Source organism: Stenotrophomonas geniculata (assembly GCF_034508895.1).
GTDB classification, from domain to species: domain Bacteria; phylum Pseudomonadota; class Gammaproteobacteria; order Xanthomonadales; family Xanthomonadaceae; genus Stenotrophomonas; species Stenotrophomonas geniculata.
The window spans coordinates 421,833-441,091 of the sequence record NZ_CP140571.1; the positions used below are offsets into that span (position 1 = coordinate 421,833).

Here is a 19,259-nt window from a genome sequence, read left to right on the forward strand (position 1 = left end):
CTGCTGCATCCTGGCATCCAAAACCTGCAGGAGTCGGCCATACCCGACTCCTGCTTTTCCGCCTCCGCCCCTTGTCTCTACGGCGGGATTCAGCGAGGCGTACCCGCAGACTCGATAACCCAAATCGCGTCCACGCCACCACCATGCACCACCAGCGAAAACTCCGCATTGCGGAACACTACGTGCCGGAGTGCCTTCGCTGGGAGGGTCAACCGGTGCGCTGGCAACGACACCTTGGCTGGGCGCTTTCCGGCGGGCAATGTCCAGAATGTGGCCTCAACATTGGCGACAATGAGCACAACCTGACCAGAGAGGTCATTGACCTGATAGTAGTTGATTCCCTCGCGTTCGAATCCGTAGACACGCCAGTTCGGATTGAGGCTCAGGTCCGCCGCGAGCGGCAACGATTCGCCCAAACCGCTCTTGGCCATTGCGACTCCATTGTCATCGCTCGGACAACATGCCGACGCGCTGAAAGCGGATGCAGATAGAAGGAATGCGGCCGGAAGCAACACTCGCAATTCAGAAAATCTCACGCTCACCCCCATGGATGGTTGGAAAGGCAACTCCAGGCAATTCCGTTTCGCCACCCCACTACTGGATGGCGTTCGACCTCGCTTGAAGGGTTCCTTCGTTCGACGCAGTCGTGTCCAAGACACCAGTAGGGGTGGTGCGACCCAGCATAACCATGCCGCACTGTGAGCGCCATGAAGGGAGCCTTCGAACCTGACTCTATCGTCCCAAAGATAACCGATGCACTGCTCCGAACCGCGCAGGGCAGATATGTCCACAAGCGAGGGCTCCGGCTAAAGTTACACCCGAAACCGCCGCTATCCGTGCCGAGCCCTCCTTCGTGAGCCACCGCATCATGCCCGTCCTGCCGCAGGCCGCCGTCGATGGCGACCTGGCCGATCCGCTGCCCCAGCGGATCCTGCTGGTCGAAAACTCCCGTGCATTCACCAGCATGCTGCGCGAAGCCATCGAACAGCGCCTGGAACTGCCGGTGGTGATCGCTTCCACCCTCGCCGAGGCCGATCGCCTGCTCAGCGAAGGTGCCGGCTGGTTCCTGGTGCTGACCGGGCTGGTGCTGGCCGACGGCGACCGTGATGCGGTGGTCGAGTTCTTCCTGAAGCGCGACCTGCCAACGGTGGTGGTCAGCGGCGTGTACGACGAGGACCTGCGCAAGCGCGTGCTGCAGCAGCAGATCATCGACTACGTGCTGAAGAACACCCCCGGCAGCATCGACTACCTGGTGTGGCTGGTGCAGCGGCTGGAACGCAACCGCCGCATCGCCGCGCTGGTGGTGGACGATTCGCCGTCCGCGCGTGGCTATGCTGCGGCCCTGCTGCGCATGTACGGCCATGAGGTGCATGAAGCCGCCGACGGCAACGAGGGCCTGGCTGCGATCGAGGCGCACCCGGCGATCCGCCTGGCGGTGGTCGACCAGGAAATGCCCGGCATGCAGGGCGTGGAGTTCACCCGTCGCCTGCGCACCCTGCGCTCGCGCGACAAGGTGGCGGTGATCGGCATCTCCGGCAATACCGATGCCTCATTGATCCCGCGTTTCCTGAAGAACGGCGCCAACGATTTCCTGCGAAAACCCTTTTCGCGCGAGGAATTCTTCTGCCGTGTCTCGCAGAACGTGGACCAGCTGGAACTGATCGGCACCCTGCAGGATCTGGCCACCCGCGACTTCCTGACCGGCCTGCCCAACCGCCGCTGCTTCCTGGAGCAGAGCCAGCGCCAGCTGCCGCAGCTGCAGCTGCATGGCCAGTGCGTGGCGGTGGCGATGATCGACATCGACCACTTCAAGCACATCAATGACACCCATGGCCATGAAGCCGGCGACGATGCACTGCGTGCGGTGGCCGGCGCGGTGGCCGCACATGCGCGCAGCCAGGACCTGATCGCACGTTTCGGTGGCGAGGAGTTCTGCCTGCTGGTGCCGGACATGGAACAGGACGAGGCGCTGCTGTACTTCGAGGAACTGCGCCAGCGCATCGCCGCGCTGGAAGTGGACATCGGCACCGCCACCCTGCGCATGACCGTGAGCATCGGCCTGTGCTGCCTGCGCCCGCAGCGTGATGCACTGCACCGGTTGATCTCCGAGGCCGACCGCCAGCTGTACCTGGCCAAGGCCGGTGGCCGCAACCGGGTCAGCTGCACCACGGTGGCCAGCCCGCTGCGCCCACGCGAGCCTGCCCTGCCCTGACCGGCCCGCTTTGATCCAGATCAACGCCGCACCCGCGCGGCAGTTCTACAGTCGGCCCCGACATACGCATGAAGGGGAGCCGGGGATGGCACTACTGGTCTGGCAGGACGATCTGAACATCGGCATCGATGTGATCGACCAACAACACCGCCGCATCATCGAGATGCTCAACCACCTGCACGTGGCCCAGGCCAGCATGCAGCGTGCGGCGGTGGGTGAAGTGATCGATGAGGTGGTGGACTACACCATGTCGCACTTCGCGTTCGAGGAAGAGCTGATGGAGGAAGCGGGCTATCCGTTCTGTGCCGCGCACAAGCGCGTGCATGAGGTCTTCATCAAGCGGGTATCGGAATACCGCATGCGCTTCCAGGCCGGCGAGGACATCAGCGATGAACTGCGCACCATGCTCTCGCGCTGGCTGTTCAACCACATCCGCGGTGATGACCAGGCCTATGCCGAACAGGTCAAGGCGCACCTGAACCAGTTCGCCCGCGAACACCAGGGCGGCGGTTGGCTGGGGCGCACGCTCAAGCGCTTCTTTGGTTGAGCCGCAGCGCGCGCCGGTGCAGTGCCACCAGCGCGCACAGGGTCGCCACCGCGGTCAGGCACAGGTAGTAGCCCACCGCGACCAGGCCGAAGCGTTCGGCCAGCCAGGTGGCCAGGTACGGCGCTGGCGCCGCGCCGAGGATGCCGGCCAGGTTGAATGACAGCGACGCGCCGGTATAGCGCACCTCCACCGGGTAGATCTCGGCCAGGAAAGTGCCGCAGGGGCCGTAGGTCAGGCCCATCAGGAACAGGCCCAAGCACAGGAAGCCAGTGACCAGCCACGGGCTGTGCGGCTGGAACAGCGGTGCAAACAGCACACCGAAGCCGACGATCAGTACGCTGGCAACGATCATCGTGCGCCGCGTGCCCCAACGGTCGCCATAGCGCGCCGACAGCGGGATGCCCAGCGCGAAGAACAGCATGCCGGCCATCTGCATCAGCAGGAACTGCTCGCGGCTGTAGCCCAACACTGCAGTGCCATGGCCGAGACTGAACACCGTCATCAGGTAGAACAGCACGAAGGTGGCGAACGCGCCCAGGGTGCCCAGCAGCATCGGCACCGGATGGTCACGCAGCACCGTCCACATCGGCAGCCGCACCGGCGCCTTGCGCTCCAGTGCCTTCTTGAAATCGGGTGTCTCGTGGATGTTCAGGCGCACCCACAGGCCAAGGCCGACCAGCAGCGCGCTGGCCACGAACGGAATACGCCAGCCCCATTGCAGGAAGTCGTCCTGGCTCAGGCAGCGGCCAAGCACGAGGAAGATGCCGGCCGACAGCAGAAAGCCGAGCGGTGCGCCCAGCTGCGGGAACATGCCGTACCAGGCGCGCTTGCCCGGCGGTGCGTTCTCGGTGGCCAGCAGCACCGCCCCGCCCCATTCCCCGCCCAGGCCCAGACCCTGGCCGAAGCGGCACAGCGCCAGCAGCGCCGGGGCCCACAGGCCGATCTGGGCATGGGTGGGCAGCAGGCCGATCAGCACCGTGGACAGGCCCATGGTCAGCAGCGCGGCCACCAGTGTGGCCTTGCGGCCGATGCGGTCACCGAAGTGGCCGAACACCGCCGAGCCCACCGGGCGCGCGATGAACGCGACCGCAAACGTTGCCAGTGACTGCAGCAGCGCCGCCTGTTCGCTGCTGTCCGGGAAGAACAGGTGCGGAAACACCAGCACTGCAGCCGTGGCGTAGATGTAGAAATCGAAGAACTCGATGGTGGTGCCGATCAGGCTGGCCAGCAGGACTCGACTGGGGGAATTCACGGGTGGCGCGGCAGCGGTGATCGTCGACATCGGCAACACGGGTAACGGCGGATCGCCCGATTCTGCCACGCGCCGATGGCCACACGGGGCGATGGTTTCAGCCGACACCGATGCCAACGGAATTTTTCGGGCCGCCCGCTAGTCTGCGCCACCGGTCCCTGCATGGATGCTTTGCCGATGACTGCAGTCGCGCTGTCGTGGTCCGATTCGCCGAAGCTGCCGCGCATGGCGGCATGGCTGGCGGTGCTGCTGGTGCATGGGTTGATGGCAGTGTGGCTGCTGGGCAGTGGCAGGATGACGCTGCGCAGCGACGAAGGTGCCAGGATTTCATTGCGCTGGATACCGCTGGAGCAACCCGCGGCGGTTCAACCACATCCGGCGCCCCCCACCACATCGGCGGCGCGTCCGGCCCCCTCGACAGCGCCACGCCCGACCCCGTCGGCACCCACGGATGTCAGCACGCCCGCGTCCGAGGAACCGCCTGCACCGGCGCCACTGATGCTGGACCTGCCTGCGGGCAGCATCGATGGCGGTGACGGTATCAGCGCGGCGGGCGTGGCGCCACGCCTGATCGGTCGGCGCGAGGTCCATCCCGCGTTCGGGCCGCGCCGCAATTACTTCCGGATCCGTCGGCAGATGACCCCCGAGCAGATCGTGCATGGCGTGGCGCAGCTGCTGGGGTTGTGGCCACCGGGGTACATCGTCGACCCGTGCGAGCTGGGCAAGCAGGACATGGACTATTTCCAGAACGCCGTCGAAGAAGCCGACCGCGGCATGCTGCGTGCGGCCGTGCTGCAGGTGAGCACCCGCTGCCGGTAGCGGGCACGCCTTTGTAGAGTCGAGCCATGCTCGACTGCTCTTGCCGAGATGCAGCCGAGCATGGCTCGGCGCTACAGAGGGGCGAACGGCAGTCGAGCAAGGCTCGACTCTACAAAGAGCGAACAGCCGCCCAGCAATCGCGTCGTTACAACTGGATCCAGGTAGCCTTGATCTCGCTGTACTTGTCGAACGCATGCAGTGACTTGTCCCGCCCATTGCCGGACTGCTTGTACCCACCAAACGGGGCGGTCATGTCGCCACCATCCCAGCCGTTCACCCAGACACTACCCGCGCGCAACTGCCGCGCGACCCGATGGGCGCGGCTGAGATCACGCGTCCACAGGCCCGCGGCCAGGCCGTAGCGACTGTCATTGGCGAGGCGCACCGCTTCGGCCTCGTCGTCGAAGCCGAGTACGGCCAGCACCGGCCCGAATACTTCCTCACGCGCCAAGGCCTGCTCCGGGCGCACCTGGTCGAACACTGTCGGCTGCACATAGCTGCCGCCGGCCTCGACCTCGGCCCGTCGCCCACCCAGCAGCAGCCGCGCGCCCTCGCCTTCTGCGCGTGCAATATCGTCCATCACCTTGTGCAGATGCGCGGCATCCACCAGCGCGCCCATCGGTGCATCGGCCTCCAGCGGATGCTGCGGCTGCATGTGCTGGCCATGGGCGATCACCTGATGCACGAAATCCTCGCGGATCGAGCGCTGGACCAGCAGCCGGGAGCCGGCAGTACAGACTTCGCCCTGGTTGAAGAAGATGCCCTGTGCCACCGCCTTGGCGGCGACGTCCAGATCGGGGGCGTCGGCAAACACCACATGCGGGCTCTTGCCACCACACTCCAGCCAGACCCGCTTGAGGTTGGATCGCCCTGAATACTGCAGCAGCTTCGCGCCGGTGGCAGTGGAACCGGTGAAGGCCAGCACGTCCACGTCCATGTGCAGGGCCAACGGTTCACCGACGCGCGCACCGTGGCCCGGCAACACGTTCAGTACGCCCTCCGGCAGGCCCGCCTCGGCGGCCAGTGCGGCCAGCCGCAGCGCACTCAGCGGTGACCGCTCGGAAGGCTTGAGCACCACCGAGTTGCCCATGGCCAAGGCCGGTGCGATCTTCCAGCACGCCATCAACAGCGGGAAGTTCCATGGCACGATGGCCGCCACTACGCCAGCGGCCTCACGCGTGACCAGCCCCAGCTCGTGCGGGCCGGTGGGCGCGACCTCGCCGTACAGCTTGTCCACCGCTTCAGCGGTCCAGCGCAGGCAGCGCACCACGCCGGGCAGGTCGATACGGCGCGCGTCACGCACCGGCTTGCCCATGTCCAGGGTTTCCAGCAGGGCAAGTTCATCGGCGTGCGCTTCCACCAATGCCGCCATCGCCAGCAGCACGCGCTTGCGATGGGCCGGAGTGGCCTGCGACCAGTGGCCCGCCTCGAAGCTGCGTCGCGCGGCCAGGACCGCGCGCTCGACATCCTGCGCGTCGCAGTCGGCAACCGCGCCCAGCACGCGACCGTCGATCGGGCTGATGCAGTCGAAGCGGGCGCCACTGGCGGCATCGACATAGCGGCCGTCGATGAAGGCCTGGCCCGGCATCGACAGCTGGAGGGCCAGCGCCTGCCAATGGCTACGGCCGGGGAAATCAGCCATGGGAAGCTCCACCATTCAACGAGCCTTCGTTATACCGGGACCGCCGCGACTCCGCCGTGACGCGGCTGCGCTACATTCGTCGCATCGGACCCGACGGAGCTGGCATGAAGCGTCCCGAAAGCGACCTGCACGACCTGGCCACCCAGCGCCCCGAGTCACTGGACGCGTACTGGATGCCGTTCACCGCCAACCGCCAGTACAAGGCGGCACCCCGCATGCTGGTGCGCGCCGAAGGCATGCACTATGAGGATGTCGACGGCCGCCAGATCCTCGATGGCACTGCCGGCCTGTGGTGCTGCAACGCCGGCCATGCCCGCCCACGCATTGTCGATGCCATCGCCGAGCAGGCACGCACGCTCGACTACTCGCCGGCCTTCCAGATGGGCTCGCCGCCGGCCTTCGCGCTGGCGCAGCGACTGGCCGCACTGGCTCCGGGCCCGCTCAACCATGTGTTCTTCACCAGCTCCGGCTCCGAGGCGGTGGATACCGCGATGAAGATCGTGCTGGCCTACCACCGCCAGCGTGGCGAGGGCCAGCGCACCCGCTTCATCAGCCGCGAGAAGGCCTATCACGGCGTCGGTTTCGGCGGCATGGCACTTGGCGGGCTGCCCAACAACCGCAGGGCGTTCGGCCTGCAACTGGGTGGCGTGGACTACCTGCGCCACACCCTGGACCTGCCGCGCAATGCGTTCAGCAAGGGCCTGCCGCGCCAGGGCGCGGAACTGGCCGACGACCTGGAAAGACTGATCACGCTGCACGACGCCTCGACGATTGCCGCCGTCTTCGTCGAGCCCATCGCCGGCTCCGCCGGGGTCATCCTGCCTGCGCCCGGCTACCTGCAGCGCCTGCGCGAGCTGTGCGACCACCACGGCATCCTGCTGGTGTTCGATGAGGTCATCACCGGTTTCGGCCGGGTCGGCATGCCGTTCGCCGCGGAGCGCTTCGGGGTCACCCCGGACCTGCTGACCTTTGCCAAGGCGGTCAGCAACGGCGCGGTGCCACTGGGCGGCGTGCTGGCCAGCGACGCCGTGCATACCACGCTGATGCAGGCCCCGCCGCAGGCCATCGAGCTGTTCCATGGCTATACCCATTCCGGCCACCCGCTGGCCTGCGCCGCAGCGCTGGCGACGCTGGACGTCTATGCCGAGGAGCGCCTGTTCGAACGTGCCATCGAGCTGGGCGAGTACTGGCAGGAACGGCTGCATGCGCTGCAGGGCCTGCCCAACGTGATCGACATCCGCAACTTCGGGCTGGTCGGCGCGGTCGAGCTGGCACCGCGCCGCGATGCTCCCGGCAGCCGTGGCTACGAGGTGTTCCGGCGCTGCTTCCACGACGGCCGGTTGCTGGTGCGCTGCACCGGCGACATCATCGCGCTGTCGCCGCCACTGATCGTGGACAAGGCACAGATCGACCAGATCACCGGCACCCTGGGCGAGATGATCCGGGCCACCGCCTGAGCCCGGGCCAGCGGTGGCGAGCGGGTACAATGGGCGGTTCCGCTCCTGCTCGCTGCCGTGCCCATGGATATCGTCGTCAAAGAAGAACTCAAGGCCTACATCGACCCGCTGACCGCGGACGAACATGACGCGCTGGAGCGCAGCATCCTGGCCGAAGGCTGCCGCGATGCGCTGGTGCTGTGGGGTGATGTGCTGGTCGATGGCCACAACCGTTTCGGCATCTGCCAGAAGCACGGCCTGCCCTTCAACACCGTGCAGAACACCCGTTTCCAGAGCATGGAAGACGTGCACCTGTGGATGATCGAGCAGCACCTGGGCCGCCGCAGCGTGTCCGATTTCCAGCGCGGTGTGCTGGCGCTGCGCAAGCGCGACATCCTGGCCGCCCGCAAGCAGGTCGAGCAGGCCCAGCTGCAGCGCGAGAGCGACGGCACCGCCGACGTCGTCGTAGACGCGGGCGAGGACAGCCCGCCGTGGGAACCGGCGCCGAAGATCAGCCGCGCCGAGCTGGCCCGCGAGGCCAAGCTGAGCACAAGCCAGGTCGGCATGATCGAGCGCATCCACGCCCAGGCCGCGGCCGAGGTGGTGGAAGCGGTGAAGGCCGGCGTGATCTCGATCAGCGCCGCTGCGGCCGTGGCCGACCTGCCGGAAGACGAGCAGCGCGCTGCCGCCGCCGGTGGCAAGGACGAGCTGAAGCAGGCCGCCAAGCGCGTGCGCGAGTCCAAGCGCAAGCCGCGCGCACCGAAGCCTGAACCAGCCGAGATGGATTTCGAAGAACCCAGCGAGGACGAGGTGGCCAGCCGCGATGCCGAAGTTCTGTCGGCACTGGAACAGCTGGGCGAGGATGCACCGGCCCTGCGCCGTCGCGTGGTCGCGCTGACCCGCGAGAACGACACCCTGCGCGCGCAGCTGGCGGCGCTGCGCAAGCAGCTGGAAGCGCTCTAAGCGCTCTCGACGCGCTTCTGTAGAGCCGAGCCCATGCTCGGCTGCTCCTTTCCACGCGCAAGGCAGACGAGCATGGGCTCGGCTCTACAGACAGGCGTCACCAAGCTGCGGTTAGACTTTCCGCATGACGCCTGCCCACGATCCGCGCCGCGCTCAGCTGCGGCGCCTGAAAGCCCTCGCGCTGGGCCTGTTGCTGTTGATGCTGGCCGGTTTCGCAATCAGCCACTGGCAGGGCGAGCGCGGCATCTGGGCCTGGGTCTCGGCCTTCTGCGAAGCAGCGGCCGTGGGCGCGCTGGCCGACTGGTTCGCTGTGGTCGCGCTGTTCCGGCGGCCGATGGGCCTGCCGATTCCGCACACCGCGATCATCCCGCGCAGCAAGGAGCGCATCGGCGACAGCCTGGCGCTGTTCGTGCGCGACCAGTTCCTGGAGCCAGGTGTGCTGCTGGCCAAGCTGCAGGTGTTCGATCCAGCCAGCCGCCTCGGCAGCTGGCTGGCCGACCCGGCGCGCTCGCGGATGCTGGCCGACATGGCCCGCGGCTGGGCCCTGCAGGCGCTGGATTTCTTCGACGAAACCGCCGTACGCCGCCAGCTGCACGCCTTTGTGGTGCAGCAGCTGCGGCAGTGGAATGCCGCCGCCACCGCCGGTGAGCTGCTGGCCCTGCTGACCGCCGATGGGCGCCACCAGCGCGTGCTGGACGAGGGCCTGCAGCGCCTGGGGCGCTGGCTGGAGCAACCGGAAGTGAAGGAGCGTGCTTCGCAGCTGATCGTGCGTTACATCCAGCGCGAGTGGCCCACCCTGTCGAGCACGGTGAACTGGGTCAAGCCGATCGACGAGATCGGCGACAGCCTGGCCGAGCGCCTGGCGCGGGCGGTGCTGGAAGAACTGCAGCAGGTGCTGGCCGAGCCGCAGCATCCGCTGCGCCAGGACTACGAGAGCTGGCTGCAGAACTACGTGCAGCGCCTGCGCGAGGACCCGGCCCTGGCCGAGCGCATCGAGCAGCTCAAGCAGGACATGATCGACCACCCCGCCCTGCAGGACTACGTACAGGGCCTGTGGGCACGCATCCATGCCAGCCTGCGCGCCGATCTGCAGCGCGAGGATTCGGCGCTGGTCGGCCACCTGCAGCGCAGCCTCGCGTCGCTGGGCGCCAGCCTGCAGGCTGACCCGGCCCTGCGCGAGGCCCTCAACCAGCACCTGCTGGAAGGTGCGCAGCGCCTGACCGGCCGCCTCCGCGAGGGCGTGACCACGCATATCGCGCAGACCGTGAAGGGCTGGGACGAGCGACACCTGGTCGAGCAGCTGGAACTGAGTGTGGGTCGCGACCTGCAGTTCATCCGCTTCAACGGCACCCTGGTCGGCGGCCTGATCGGCCTGCTGCTGCATGCGGCAACCGTGGTGTTCAGGTTCTAGGCGTCGCCCCTCCTCACGCTCATCATGCTTGATTCATAAAATGCGAATGCCTATCATTTACTGATCGGTTGTACGCTTAGCCAAACAGGCGCGGAAGACGCGCCCATCGCCCGTGTACATCCCCGACCTCTGGGCTGCCCGTCTGCGCGGGCGGTGCTTCGTCGATGGGACACGCTGGGCGACATGCGCAGGGCGCAAGGGGGCCGCGGACGCGTTCCATCCCCTCCCCTACCTGCAGGAACGCCGTGGACCGCTCGCCCGCACCCGCCAGCCCCCGCACCTTCTTCTCCAACCCGCGCTGGGACGTGCTGTCACGCTCGTTGGCTGCGATCTTCGGCGGCTATGCGCTGGCTTCGGCCACCAGCGTGTTCTGCGCGGTGGCGCTGCCCGGCGCACGCGGGCAGACCGTGCTGACCGGCATGCTGCTGGCCATTCTGGTCGCCGCCTGCGCGGCGTTGTGGGCGTTCGCCACCCGCAGCGCGCTGCGTGCGTGGGTCGGCATTCTCGCTCCCGCCCTGCTGATGACTGCCATCGCGCGCATGCTGGGGGCCTGGGCATGAAGAACGGATTCCGCCAGTCGATGGCCTGGCTGCACACCTGGACCGGCCTGCTGGTCGGCTGGTTGCTGCTGCTGATTTTCATGGCCGGCACGGCCAGCTACTACCGCGAAGAAATCAGCCGCTGGATGCGCCCGGAGCTGCCGTCCAGCAACGTCAGCATCGACGTCGCCGCGCAGCGCGCGGTGGACTACCTGCAGGCCAACGCCGCGCAGGCCGAGAACTGGTTCGTCACCCTGCCGCAGCCGCGCAACCCGGCCATGCAGATGTTCTGGCGACTGCCCCCGGAACTGGCCGACCCCAGCCGTGGCCGTCGAGGCGGCTTCGGCGATGCCACGCTCGACCCCAACACCGGCCAGGCACTGAAGGCCCGTGAGACCCGCGGCGGTGATTTCTTCTACCGCCTGCACTTCGACCTGCACTACATCCCGGTGCTGTGGGCACGCTATCTGGTCGGCTTCTGCGCGATGTTCATGCTGGTGGCGATCATCACCGGCGTCATCACCCACAAGAAAATCTTCAAGGACTTCTTCACCTTCCGCAAGGACAAGGGCCTGCGCTCCTGGCTCGATTTCCACAACGTCAGCGCGGTGATGGCCCTGCCCTACCACGCGATGATCACCTACACCGGCATCGTCACTCTGATGATCATGTACCTGCCGTGGGGCGTGAAAGTCGCCTACCCGCAGGACGAGGACAAGTTCTTCAGCGAAGCCTTCGGCGGCATGCCGGAGGTGACCGCGCCGGCCGAAGGCCGCGCAACACCGCTGCCGATCGCGCAACTGCTGGACAGCGCGCGTGCGCATTGGCACGGCGTGGAAGTGGCCGGCTTCACCGTGTCCAACCCGGGCGCGGCCAATGCGGTGATCGACATCCGCCAGCGTGATGGCAAGCGCCTGTCCACCGACACCCCGGCCGTGCGCTACGACATGGTCAGCGGTGCATTGCTGGAAGAAACACCGCCCTCCGGTGGCGCCACCGCCACCCGCGGCGTGCTGTACGGCCTGCATCTGGCACGCTTTGCCGACTGGGGCCTGCGTGCACTGTTCTTCCTGTCCGGCCTGGTCGGCTGCCTGATGGTCGCCAGCGGCGTGGTGCTGTGGGCGGTGAAGGAACGTCCCAAGCATGCCAAGAGTGGACGCATCGGCTTCGGCCTGCGCCTGGTCGATGCGCTGAACATCGGCACCGTGGCCGGGCTGCCGATCGCCTTTGCCGCCTACTTCTGGGGCAACCGCCTGCTGCCGCTGGCCATCGCCGAGCGCTCGAGTGCGGAAGCCAACGTGTTCTTCTACGCTTGGGGCGGCGCGCTGCTGGCCGCTTTCATCTGGCCGAAGCGGATGATGTGGGCGTGGCAGCTGTACCTGGGCGCCGCCGCGTTCGCGCTGGTGCCGGTGGTCAACGCGCTGACCACGCATGCCCACCTGGGCGTCACCCTGCGCAACGGTGACTGGGTGCTGGCCGGCGTTGATCTGTCGATGATTGCCTTCGGCGCGATGCTGGCGATGTGCGGCTGGCGCATGCAGCGCTGGACGCCACCGCTGAGTGCGGCCGAGAAGAAGAAGCGCGCGGCTGCCGCAGCAGCGCCGAAGGCATCCGTCGAAGCGGCCGAAGCGGAGGCCAGCGCATGATGCTGCTGGCTCTGACGTTGTCGTTCTCTGCGTTCACCGCCCTGTCGCTGGCGATGGAAAAGCACCAGCACGACCTGCACGGCAAGGCTGCAGCTCCCCCGGCACGGCGCACGCAGTGGCGGGTGCTGGGCTGGGCCCTGCTGACGGTGGCGTTCGCGTTGTGCGTGGTCGACCATGGCTGGGCGATGGGCCCGGTGCTGTGGCTGGGCACGATGACCCTGGGCGGTGTGGCGCTGTCGTTCGGGCTTTACCCGTACCGACCGAAATGGATCGCGCCGCTGGCGATCGCGTTGCCGGTGGTCGGGCTGGTGGTGGGGTTGCTGTAACCGCCATCCACGCATGGCGTGGATCTACTGGCCAGATGGGTGGTGCCGGCCATCGGCCGGCACTGGCGGACTTACCCCAACCGCTTCAGTTCCCACGCGCGGTGGATGCGCGCGTTGCGCTCGAAATCCGGACCGATGGTGCGCGCGGTGATCTCGCGGCACTGGGCGAATTCGGCGATGGCGTTCTCTTCCAGCTTGAAGCGGCGGAAGTTGTTCGAGAAATACAGCACGCCGCCCGGTGCCAGCCGCGCCACGGCTGCGCGCAGCAGCTTCAACTGCTCGCGCTGCACATCGAAGTCATCGGCACGCGCGGAGTTGGAGAAGGTCGGCGGGTCGCAGAAGATCACGTCGTACTGGCCCCGGTCGCCTTCCAGCCAGGCCATGGCATCGGCCTGCACCAGCAGGTGCTGGTTGCCGCCCTGCCCGTTCAGCGCCAGGTTGTCGTAGCACCACTGCAGGTAGGTGGCCGACAGGTCGACGCTGGTGGTGCTGGCGGCACCGGCCACCGCGGCCTGCACGCTGGCCACGCCGGTGTAGCAGAACAGGTTGAGGAAACGCTTGCCGCGCACCTGCTCGGCCATCATCCGGCGCAGCGGGCGGTGGTCGAGGAACAGGCCGGTATCGAGGTAGTCGAACAGGTTCACCTGCAGCAGCGCGTTGTTCTCGCGCACCACGATGAACTCGTCTCGCTGCTCGAAGCGGCCGTACTTGCTGCCACCCTTGCCGCGCTCGCGCGACTTCATCGAGACCTGCTCCGGCGGCACGCCGAACACTTCACGCGCAGCGGCCAGCAGTTCGTTGCGGCGACGGCGCACGTCGTTCTCCGGAATGGCGGCCGGTGCGGCGTATTCCTGCACGTGCAGGAAGGTACGGCGCTTGCCGCCGTCTTCCTCGTAGACGTCGATGGCGGCGGCGTACTCCGGCAGGTCGGCGTCATAGGCGCGGAAGCAGGTGATGTCCTCGCGGGCACGCCAGCTCTTGAACTTCTTCAGGTTCTTGCGCAGGCGGTTGGCCACCATCTGCGCACCTTCGCTCAGCTCGCGTGGCTGTGCCGGATCGCGGCCCGGCACCGCGATCGGGTCGCAGACGATCAGCGCGCATTCCAGCGCACCGTTGAACATCTGGTACTTCTTGCCCGCACGCAGACCGGTGGCGAAGGCCAGCTCGTCGTTGCCGCACAGCAGGCTGGCACGCCACTGCGGCACGGCCTTCTGCAGGGCGTTGCCCAGTGCGCGGTACAGCGCCGGATCGGCGGCCAGGCGCTCGTCGTACGGCGGGTTGCAGACCACCGCGCCGATCTCCTGCTCCGGCGCGGCCAGGTCGGCGACGTCGGCGCGGGTGAAGCGGATCGCGTGGGCGACACCCGCCACTTCCGCGTTCTCGCGTGCCGCCTGGATCGCGGTCGGGTCGATGTCGCTGCCATGGATGACCGGCTTCAGCGCGGCCAGGCCTGCGGCCTCACGGTCACGCGCTTCGCTCTGGATGGTCTTCCAGGCGGCCTTGTCGAAGCCCAGCCAGCGGCTCGGCGGCAGGCTGCCATGGCGCATCAGGCCGGGAGCGACGTCAGCGGCCATCAGCGCGCCCTCGATCAGCAGCGTGCCGCTGCCGCACATCGGGTCCAGCAGGCCACCACCGGCGGCGTGCAGGCGCGGCCACTGCGCGCGCAGCAGCAGCGCGGCAGCCAGGTTTTCCTTCAGCGGTGCCTCGTGGGCGGCACCGCGCCAGCCACGGCGATGCAGCGGGCCGCCGCCGAGGTCGATCGACAGCGAGGCGCGGCCCTTGCGCAGTGACAGGTTGACGCGCACGTCCGGCAGGTCGGTGTTGACCGAGGGGCGTTCCAGCCCCTCATCGCGCATGCGGTCGACGATGGCGTCCTTGATCCGCTGGGCGGCAAAGCGGGCGTGGGTGATCTTGTCGCCGGACACATGTGCGTCCACCGCCAGGGTCATCTCCGGCTTGATGTGCTCATGCCACGGCAGCGCACGCACGCCGTCATACAGGGTCTGCTCGTCCGGGCACTCGAACTCGTCGATCGGCCACAGCACGCGGCTGGCCAGGCGCGACCACATCACGATCCGCAGCGCCTGCTCCAGTTCGCCCTCGGCGTTGACGCCGGCAATGGTGGCAGTGGCCTTGGCAAGGCCCAGGGCCGACAGTTCATCGGCAAGCAGGTATTCCAGGCCCTTGGCGCAGGAGACGAAGAATTTCACGGAATCGGTTCGCAGGTGGTCGGGCGCGGCACAGGGGCCGGGCCAGTCGGAAAGGAGGGCCGTAGGCACGGCCGGCAGGCCCGCGCCAGGGGCGGCGGGGCTGCCATTGTAGTCAAAGCGGGCGGGCGCACCGTGCGCCCGGGCTTCACAGTTGCCGCAGCAAGCGCTCGAAGGCCTGCGCGGAGGCCTCCACGTGGTGCTCCAGGCGGTGACCGTCGTCGACCAGCAGCAGCTGCGCCGAACGCGCCTGCGCCCAGGCAATCACCCCGGCGGCCGGTACCACGTCGTCATGCCAGGCCTGCACCACCGTGGTCGGCACCGCCGCGGCATCCAGCGCCGGCATCGGGCCCATGGTGGTCGGCGGCACCATCAGGAACAGGCCGGCCACAGGCACCTGCAGCGAGGCGATGGCGGAGATGTAGGCGCCCAGGCTGGAGCCGGCCAGCACCACCGGGCCCTGCTGGGCGGCGATGGCGGCGCGTTCCACCAGGCGCTGCAGCCGGGTGCGCACGTCACCCACCCGGCTGACCTCGCTCATCGCGTCCAGGTCGGTGTAGTCCGGGCGTTCATGGGTCCAGCCCAGGCGTTGCGCCACGTCGGCCAGCGCGGTGACCTTGGTCGCTTCCGGGCCGCTCTCGAAACCGTGGGACAGGATGCAGTGGCCGCGGCTCATGCACGCGCTCCGTGGGAGCGGGTCGGCGGCGAAAGAGGAGGCAGGTTCATGCCGCAATGCTAGCATCGCTGGATGCCCAACCCGCTCCTTCCCGGCCTGCAGTTGCAGCCCCTGCCCTATCAAGACCGCCTGCCGCTGCGCGACCCGGCCACGCTGGAGATGGTGGTGATCCACTGCACCGAGCTGCCCGATCTGGCGATGGCCCGCGAGTACGGCGAGCGCGTGCTGTATGACAGCGGCGCCGGCAACAGCGGCCACTTCTACATCGACCGCGATGGCAGCGTGGTGCAGTACGTCGCACCGGAACGGGTGGCCCACCACGTGCGCGGCATGAACGCGCATACGCTGGGCATCGAGCTGGTCAACACCGGGCGCTACCCGGACTGGCTCGACAGCCGCCATCAGGCGATGGACGAGGCCTACACCGAGGCACAGCTGGCGGCGCTGGAGGCGCTGCTGCTGGCGCTGGTGGCGCGCTATCCGTCGCTGCGGCGGATTGCCGGGCACGATCAGCTGGATCTGGAGCAGGTGCCGGCCAGCGATGATCCGACGCTGACGGTGGCGCGCAAGCGTGATCCGGGACCGTTGTTCCCGTGGGCGCGGGTGCTGGCGAAGGTGCCGCTGCAGCCTGTTGGGTAAGCGGCAGGGCTGCGCCCTGCACCCGCAGAGGCAACGGCCGAAGCAAGGGCAACAGCAGGATCCCTGGGATGGCGGGGTGGGTCCGGTTGCGGGGGACGCCGTAAACCCGTCCCTGGGGGCTTGGCCGCGGCATCCATGCCGCGGACACCCCCGCAACCGGACCCACCCCGCCTTCGACAGATTTCTGCTGCTGTTGGTGGGTGCCGACCGTTGGTCGGCACGGAGTCGGATCGATCGGAGGGTGCCTTTGTAGAGTCGAGCCGCGCTCCATGACCTGCGGGCGCCGATGATTTGAACGCATCGCCATGCGCGTGGAGCCGGCCGCTCGGCTCTGGAGAGGCTCCGCGCTCGACTGCTTTTTGCTCGGATCGCTCAGGCGCCGGTTGCCACCGGGCGGCTGCTGTCGCTGACCCACCCGCTCCAGGAATCGGCATAGATGCGTGCGCCGCTCAGGCCCGCGCTTTCCATCGCCAGCAACAGGTGGCAGGCGGTCACGCCGGAGCCGCACATCAGCACCACCTGCTGCGGGTCGCGGTTGCCGATTACGCCCTGCAGTTCGGCGCGCAGTTCCTGTGCGTCGCGCAGGCGGCCGTCGGCAACGTTCAACGCAAACGGACGGTTGACCGCGCCGGGCACATGGCCGGCGACCGGGTCCAGCGGCTCGGCTTCGCCACGGAAGCGTTCGCCCGCGCGTGCGTCGACCAGCCAGCCCGGCGCGTGCTTCAGGCGTGCGCTGATTTCGTCGGCATTGGCAATCTGGGTGGTGTCGAAACGGCCCGGGTAAGCCGGCAGCGCGGTCACCTCATCCTGCCCCGTCGCCAAGGGGTGCCCTGCGGCCTGCCAGGCGGTGATACCACCATCGAGCACTGCCACCTTGCGGTGCCCGATCAGGCGCAGCAGCCACCACAGGCGCGAGGCGGCCATGCTGCCGTCGCTGCCGTCGTAGACCACCACCTGGGTGTCGGGACCAATACCCCACTGGCCGAGCTTCGCGGCGAAGGCATCGCTGTCCGGCAGTGGATGACGGCCGTGGCCGCTGCGGGTCAGATCCGACAGGTCCCGATTGAGGTCGGCATACACCGCGCCCGGAACATGCCCCGCCAGATACTGGCCGCTACCCGCCTGCGGGTCGGCCAGCGAGGACCGCGCATCGACCACGCGTACGGCGGTGCTGGCGGTGGCACGTGCATCGACGACACGTACGCCCTCACCCAATGCTGCCGCCAGGCTGGCGACATCGACAAGCGTGGTCCACGGCGGATCGATCGGCTTCATTGCACTTGCTCCAGGCGGCGACGCAGGTTGTAGAGAATGGCGGCGGTCGCGCCCCAGATACGCTGGCCGGGCCAGCCGTACTCAAGGACGTGGCGGATGCGGCCGCGGTGATTGATTTCGACCTGGCGCAGGTTGTCTGCGGCCATCAGGTAATCCAGCGGCACCTCGAACACCTCGGCCACTTCGCTGGGCTGCGGCACCGGTACGAAGTCCGGATCGACGACGGCCACCACCGGCGTGACCCGGTAGCCGGTGATCGTCACAAAGGGATCGAGATAGCCCAGCGCCTGCACCTGGCCGGGCGCCAGTGCGATTTCTTCCTGGCTCTCGCGCAGCGCGGCCGCCAGTGCGTCGCGGTCATCGGGTTCGGTGCGCCCGCCGGGGAAGCCGACCTGGCCACCATGCTGGCGCAGGGTTTCGGTGCGACGGGTAAGGATGACCTGTGCGCCATTTGCGCGCGGCACGATGCCGGCCAGTACGGCGGCTTCCACAGGTGGCCCCGGCGGCAGCAGGTCACTCAGTTCGCTGCGGTTCCAGCCGTCGCCGGCCGGCGGCTCGGCCAGTGGATGCAGCGCGCGCATCAAGCGTTCGTGATCGGCCAGCGAGCCGCGCAGTGATTGCTGCAGCTGTTCACGCAGGGGTTGCACGCGATGCAGGATGCGGCTGCGCTCCTCGTTGCTCATCGACGACCACCGTGCGATTTCATCGATGTGCCGCCCGCAGCCGGTGCATTGCCGGTCCGGATCCAGCGTGCACACTCCGATGCAGGGACTTGCGACAACACGCGCCGTTTCTTCCATTGTTTGCACCCGGCAACAGTAGCGCGATCGGGCTGAATTTGCGCGGGGTGCAGATGCGGTGCGTGGCACCGTCGCACTCCGCGCAAACAAAAACGCGCCGGTGGAATCACCGGCGCGTTTCGTTTACGGCTTCGATTTACTTGACGCTGACCAGCTTGATCTCGAACTGCACAGCCACGTTCGGCGGGAACGGGGTGCGCGGGTCGGCACCGTAGGCCTGGTCCGGCGGCAGGGTGACTTCCCACTTCGAGCCTGCCGGCATCTGCAGCAGGGTCTCGCGCATGGCCTTCATTTCGACTTCGCTGACCTTGATCGACGGAATCTGCTGGGCCGGGCGGGCTTCGGTCGGGCGCTGGCCGTACGGGAACGGACCGGCCACTTCCAGCTGCACGGTGCTGGCCTGGGTCGGCTTGGCGCCCTTGCCGGCTTCGATCACGCGGTACTGGACGCCGCTCGGCAGGGACTGCACGCCGGCCTTGGCCTTGTTCGCCGCGATGAACTGATCGCTCTTGGTCTTGTTTTCGGCAGCAGCCTTTTCGTACTCGGCCTTGGCAGCCTGGGCACGGCCCTGCTCGCGCTTCTGGAACGCTTCAACGGCCGGCTTCAGCTGGTCGGCGGTGATCGCCGGCTGCTTCTTGGCGTAGGCGTCCTGCAGACCCTTCACCACCGAGTTGATGTCCAGCTGCTCACCACGACCGGTCAGCTCCGCCAGGTTGTTGCCGTAGTCGTAACCGAAGTAGTAGCTCAGCTTGCCCTTTTCGGACGAGACGTCCTGGGCGAAGGCATTGCCCGTCAGGGCCAGGGCCGCGACGGCGACCGCGATAGAACGCAACTTCATCAAACAGTTCTCCAGGGGTGGTAACTCAGGG

18 protein-coding genes are annotated in these 19,259 nt (G+C 67.7%); 10 read left to right on the top strand and 8 right to left on the bottom strand.

Features of this window, described 5'->3' with window-relative positions; genetic code table 11:
- Positions 1 to 89: 89 nt before the first annotated feature.
- Complete coding sequence (locus RI032_RS02095; RefSeq protein WP_254113673.1) at positions 90 to 431, bottom strand: hypothetical protein; 342 nt, start codon at positions 429 to 431, stop codon at positions 90 to 92.
- Positions 432 to 868: 437 nt separating this feature from the next.
- Here RI032_RS02095 and RI032_RS02100 point away from each other — a divergent pair, with 437 nt between their 5' ends.
- Positions 869 to 2,212: a diguanylate cyclase gene (locus RI032_RS02100; RefSeq protein ID WP_134958535.1), complete on the top strand. Its 1,344-nt coding sequence runs from the start codon at positions 869 to 871 to the stop codon at positions 2,210 to 2,212.
- 85 nt (positions 2,213 to 2,297) lie between these two features.
- Positions 2,298 to 2,759: a bacteriohemerythrin gene (locus tag RI032_RS02105; protein WP_004151683.1), complete on the top strand. Its 462-nt coding sequence runs from the start codon at positions 2,298 to 2,300 to the stop codon at positions 2,757 to 2,759.
- Here the strand turns inward: RI032_RS02105 and RI032_RS02110 are convergent.
- A complete protein-coding gene (locus tag RI032_RS02110; protein ID WP_010486179.1) occupies positions 2,740 to 4,041 on the bottom strand; it encodes an MFS transporter in 1,302 nt (433 codons plus the stop codon). The genes RI032_RS02105 and RI032_RS02110 overlap by 20 nt on opposite strands.
- Before the next feature lie 147 nt (positions 4,042 to 4,188).
- On the opposite strand from RI032_RS02110, the gene RI032_RS02115 reads away from it, so the two are divergent.
- Positions 4,189 to 4,830, top strand: a complete 642-nt coding sequence (locus RI032_RS02115; RefSeq protein WP_322547785.1) for a hypothetical protein — start codon at positions 4,189 to 4,191, stop codon at positions 4,828 to 4,830.
- A 145-nt stretch (positions 4,831 to 4,975) separates the two neighbouring features.
- Here RI032_RS02115 and RI032_RS02120 read toward each other — a convergent pair whose 3' ends face one another.
- On the bottom strand, positions 4,976 to 6,472 hold the full coding sequence (locus RI032_RS02120) for an aldehyde dehydrogenase (protein ID WP_322547786.1): 1,497 nt from the start codon (positions 6,470 to 6,472) through the stop codon (positions 4,976 to 4,978).
- 104 nt (positions 6,473 to 6,576) lie between these two features.
- Between RI032_RS02120 and aptA the strand changes: the two genes are divergently transcribed.
- From aptA to RI032_RS02150, 6 genes are all read left to right on the top strand, one after another.
- Positions 6,577 to 7,929: an omega-aminotransferase AptA gene (gene aptA, locus RI032_RS02125; RefSeq protein ID WP_322547787.1), complete on the top strand. Its 1,353-nt coding sequence runs from the start codon at positions 6,577 to 6,579 to the stop codon at positions 7,927 to 7,929.
- 63 nt (positions 7,930 to 7,992) lie between these two features.
- Complete coding sequence (locus RI032_RS02130) at positions 7,993 to 8,871, top strand: ParB N-terminal domain-containing protein (protein ID WP_010486183.1); 879 nt, start codon at positions 7,993 to 7,995, stop codon at positions 8,869 to 8,871.
- 124 nt (positions 8,872 to 8,995) lie between these two features.
- Positions 8,996 to 10,282: a DUF445 domain-containing protein gene (locus RI032_RS02135; RefSeq protein WP_049412529.1), complete on the top strand. Its 1,287-nt coding sequence runs from the start codon at positions 8,996 to 8,998 to the stop codon at positions 10,280 to 10,282.
- Between the two features lie 245 nt (positions 10,283 to 10,527).
- Positions 10,528 to 10,842, top strand: a complete 315-nt coding sequence (locus tag RI032_RS02140; RefSeq protein ID WP_322547788.1) for a DUF3649 domain-containing protein — start codon at positions 10,528 to 10,530, stop codon at positions 10,840 to 10,842.
- Positions 10,839 to 12,467 (top strand): PepSY-associated TM helix domain-containing protein, encoded by a 1,629-nt coding sequence (locus tag RI032_RS02145; protein WP_049482895.1) that lies wholly within the window; start codon positions 10,839 to 10,841, stop codon positions 12,465 to 12,467. Before RI032_RS02140 ends, RI032_RS02145 begins: the two co-directional genes overlap by 4 nt.
- Complete coding sequence (locus RI032_RS02150; protein ID WP_053442762.1) at positions 12,464 to 12,793, top strand: DUF3325 domain-containing protein; 330 nt, start codon at positions 12,464 to 12,466, stop codon at positions 12,791 to 12,793. Before RI032_RS02145 ends, RI032_RS02150 begins: the two co-directional genes overlap by 4 nt.
- Before the next feature lie 71 nt (positions 12,794 to 12,864).
- Here RI032_RS02150 and rlmKL read toward each other — a convergent pair whose 3' ends face one another.
- Together rlmKL and RI032_RS02160 are read right to left on the bottom strand one after the other, a co-directional pair.
- Positions 12,865 to 15,003: a bifunctional 23S rRNA (guanine(2069)-N(7))-methyltransferase RlmK/23S rRNA (guanine(2445)-N(2))-methyltransferase RlmL gene (rlmKL, locus tag RI032_RS02155; RefSeq protein WP_312250468.1), complete on the bottom strand. Its 2,139-nt coding sequence runs from the start codon at positions 15,001 to 15,003 to the stop codon at positions 12,865 to 12,867.
- A 145-nt stretch (positions 15,004 to 15,148) separates the two neighbouring features.
- Positions 15,149 to 15,676: an alpha/beta hydrolase gene (locus RI032_RS02160; RefSeq protein ID WP_057502293.1), complete on the bottom strand. Its 528-nt coding sequence runs from the start codon at positions 15,674 to 15,676 to the stop codon at positions 15,149 to 15,151.
- A 72-nt stretch (positions 15,677 to 15,748) separates the two neighbouring features.
- Between RI032_RS02160 and RI032_RS02165 the strand changes: the two genes are divergently transcribed.
- On the top strand, positions 15,749 to 16,315 hold the full coding sequence (locus RI032_RS02165) for an N-acetylmuramoyl-L-alanine amidase (protein ID WP_322547789.1): 567 nt from the start codon (positions 15,749 to 15,751) through the stop codon (positions 16,313 to 16,315).
- Positions 16,316 to 16,687: 372 nt separating this feature from the next.
- On the opposite strand, the gene RI032_RS02170 is transcribed toward RI032_RS02165, so the two are convergent.
- The 3 genes from RI032_RS02170 to RI032_RS02180 all read right to left on the bottom strand — a co-directional run bounded on the left by RI032_RS02170 (position 16,688) and on the right by RI032_RS02180 (position 19,228).
- Complete coding sequence (locus RI032_RS02170; RefSeq protein WP_260364298.1) at positions 16,688 to 17,590, bottom strand: sulfurtransferase; 903 nt, start codon at positions 17,588 to 17,590, stop codon at positions 16,688 to 16,690.
- On the bottom strand, positions 17,587 to 18,390 hold the full coding sequence (locus RI032_RS02175; protein WP_134958521.1) for a CoA pyrophosphatase: 804 nt from the start codon (positions 18,388 to 18,390) through the stop codon (positions 17,587 to 17,589). The genes RI032_RS02170 and RI032_RS02175 overlap by 4 nt, the downstream gene beginning before the upstream one ends.
- Positions 18,391 to 18,526: 136 nt before the next feature.
- Positions 18,527 to 19,228, bottom strand: coding sequence for an FKBP-type peptidyl-prolyl cis-trans isomerase N-terminal domain-containing protein (locus tag RI032_RS02180; RefSeq protein ID WP_032127896.1), 702 nt, complete (start codon positions 19,226 to 19,228; stop codon positions 18,527 to 18,529).
- Positions 19,229 to 19,259: the final 31 nt, after the last annotated feature.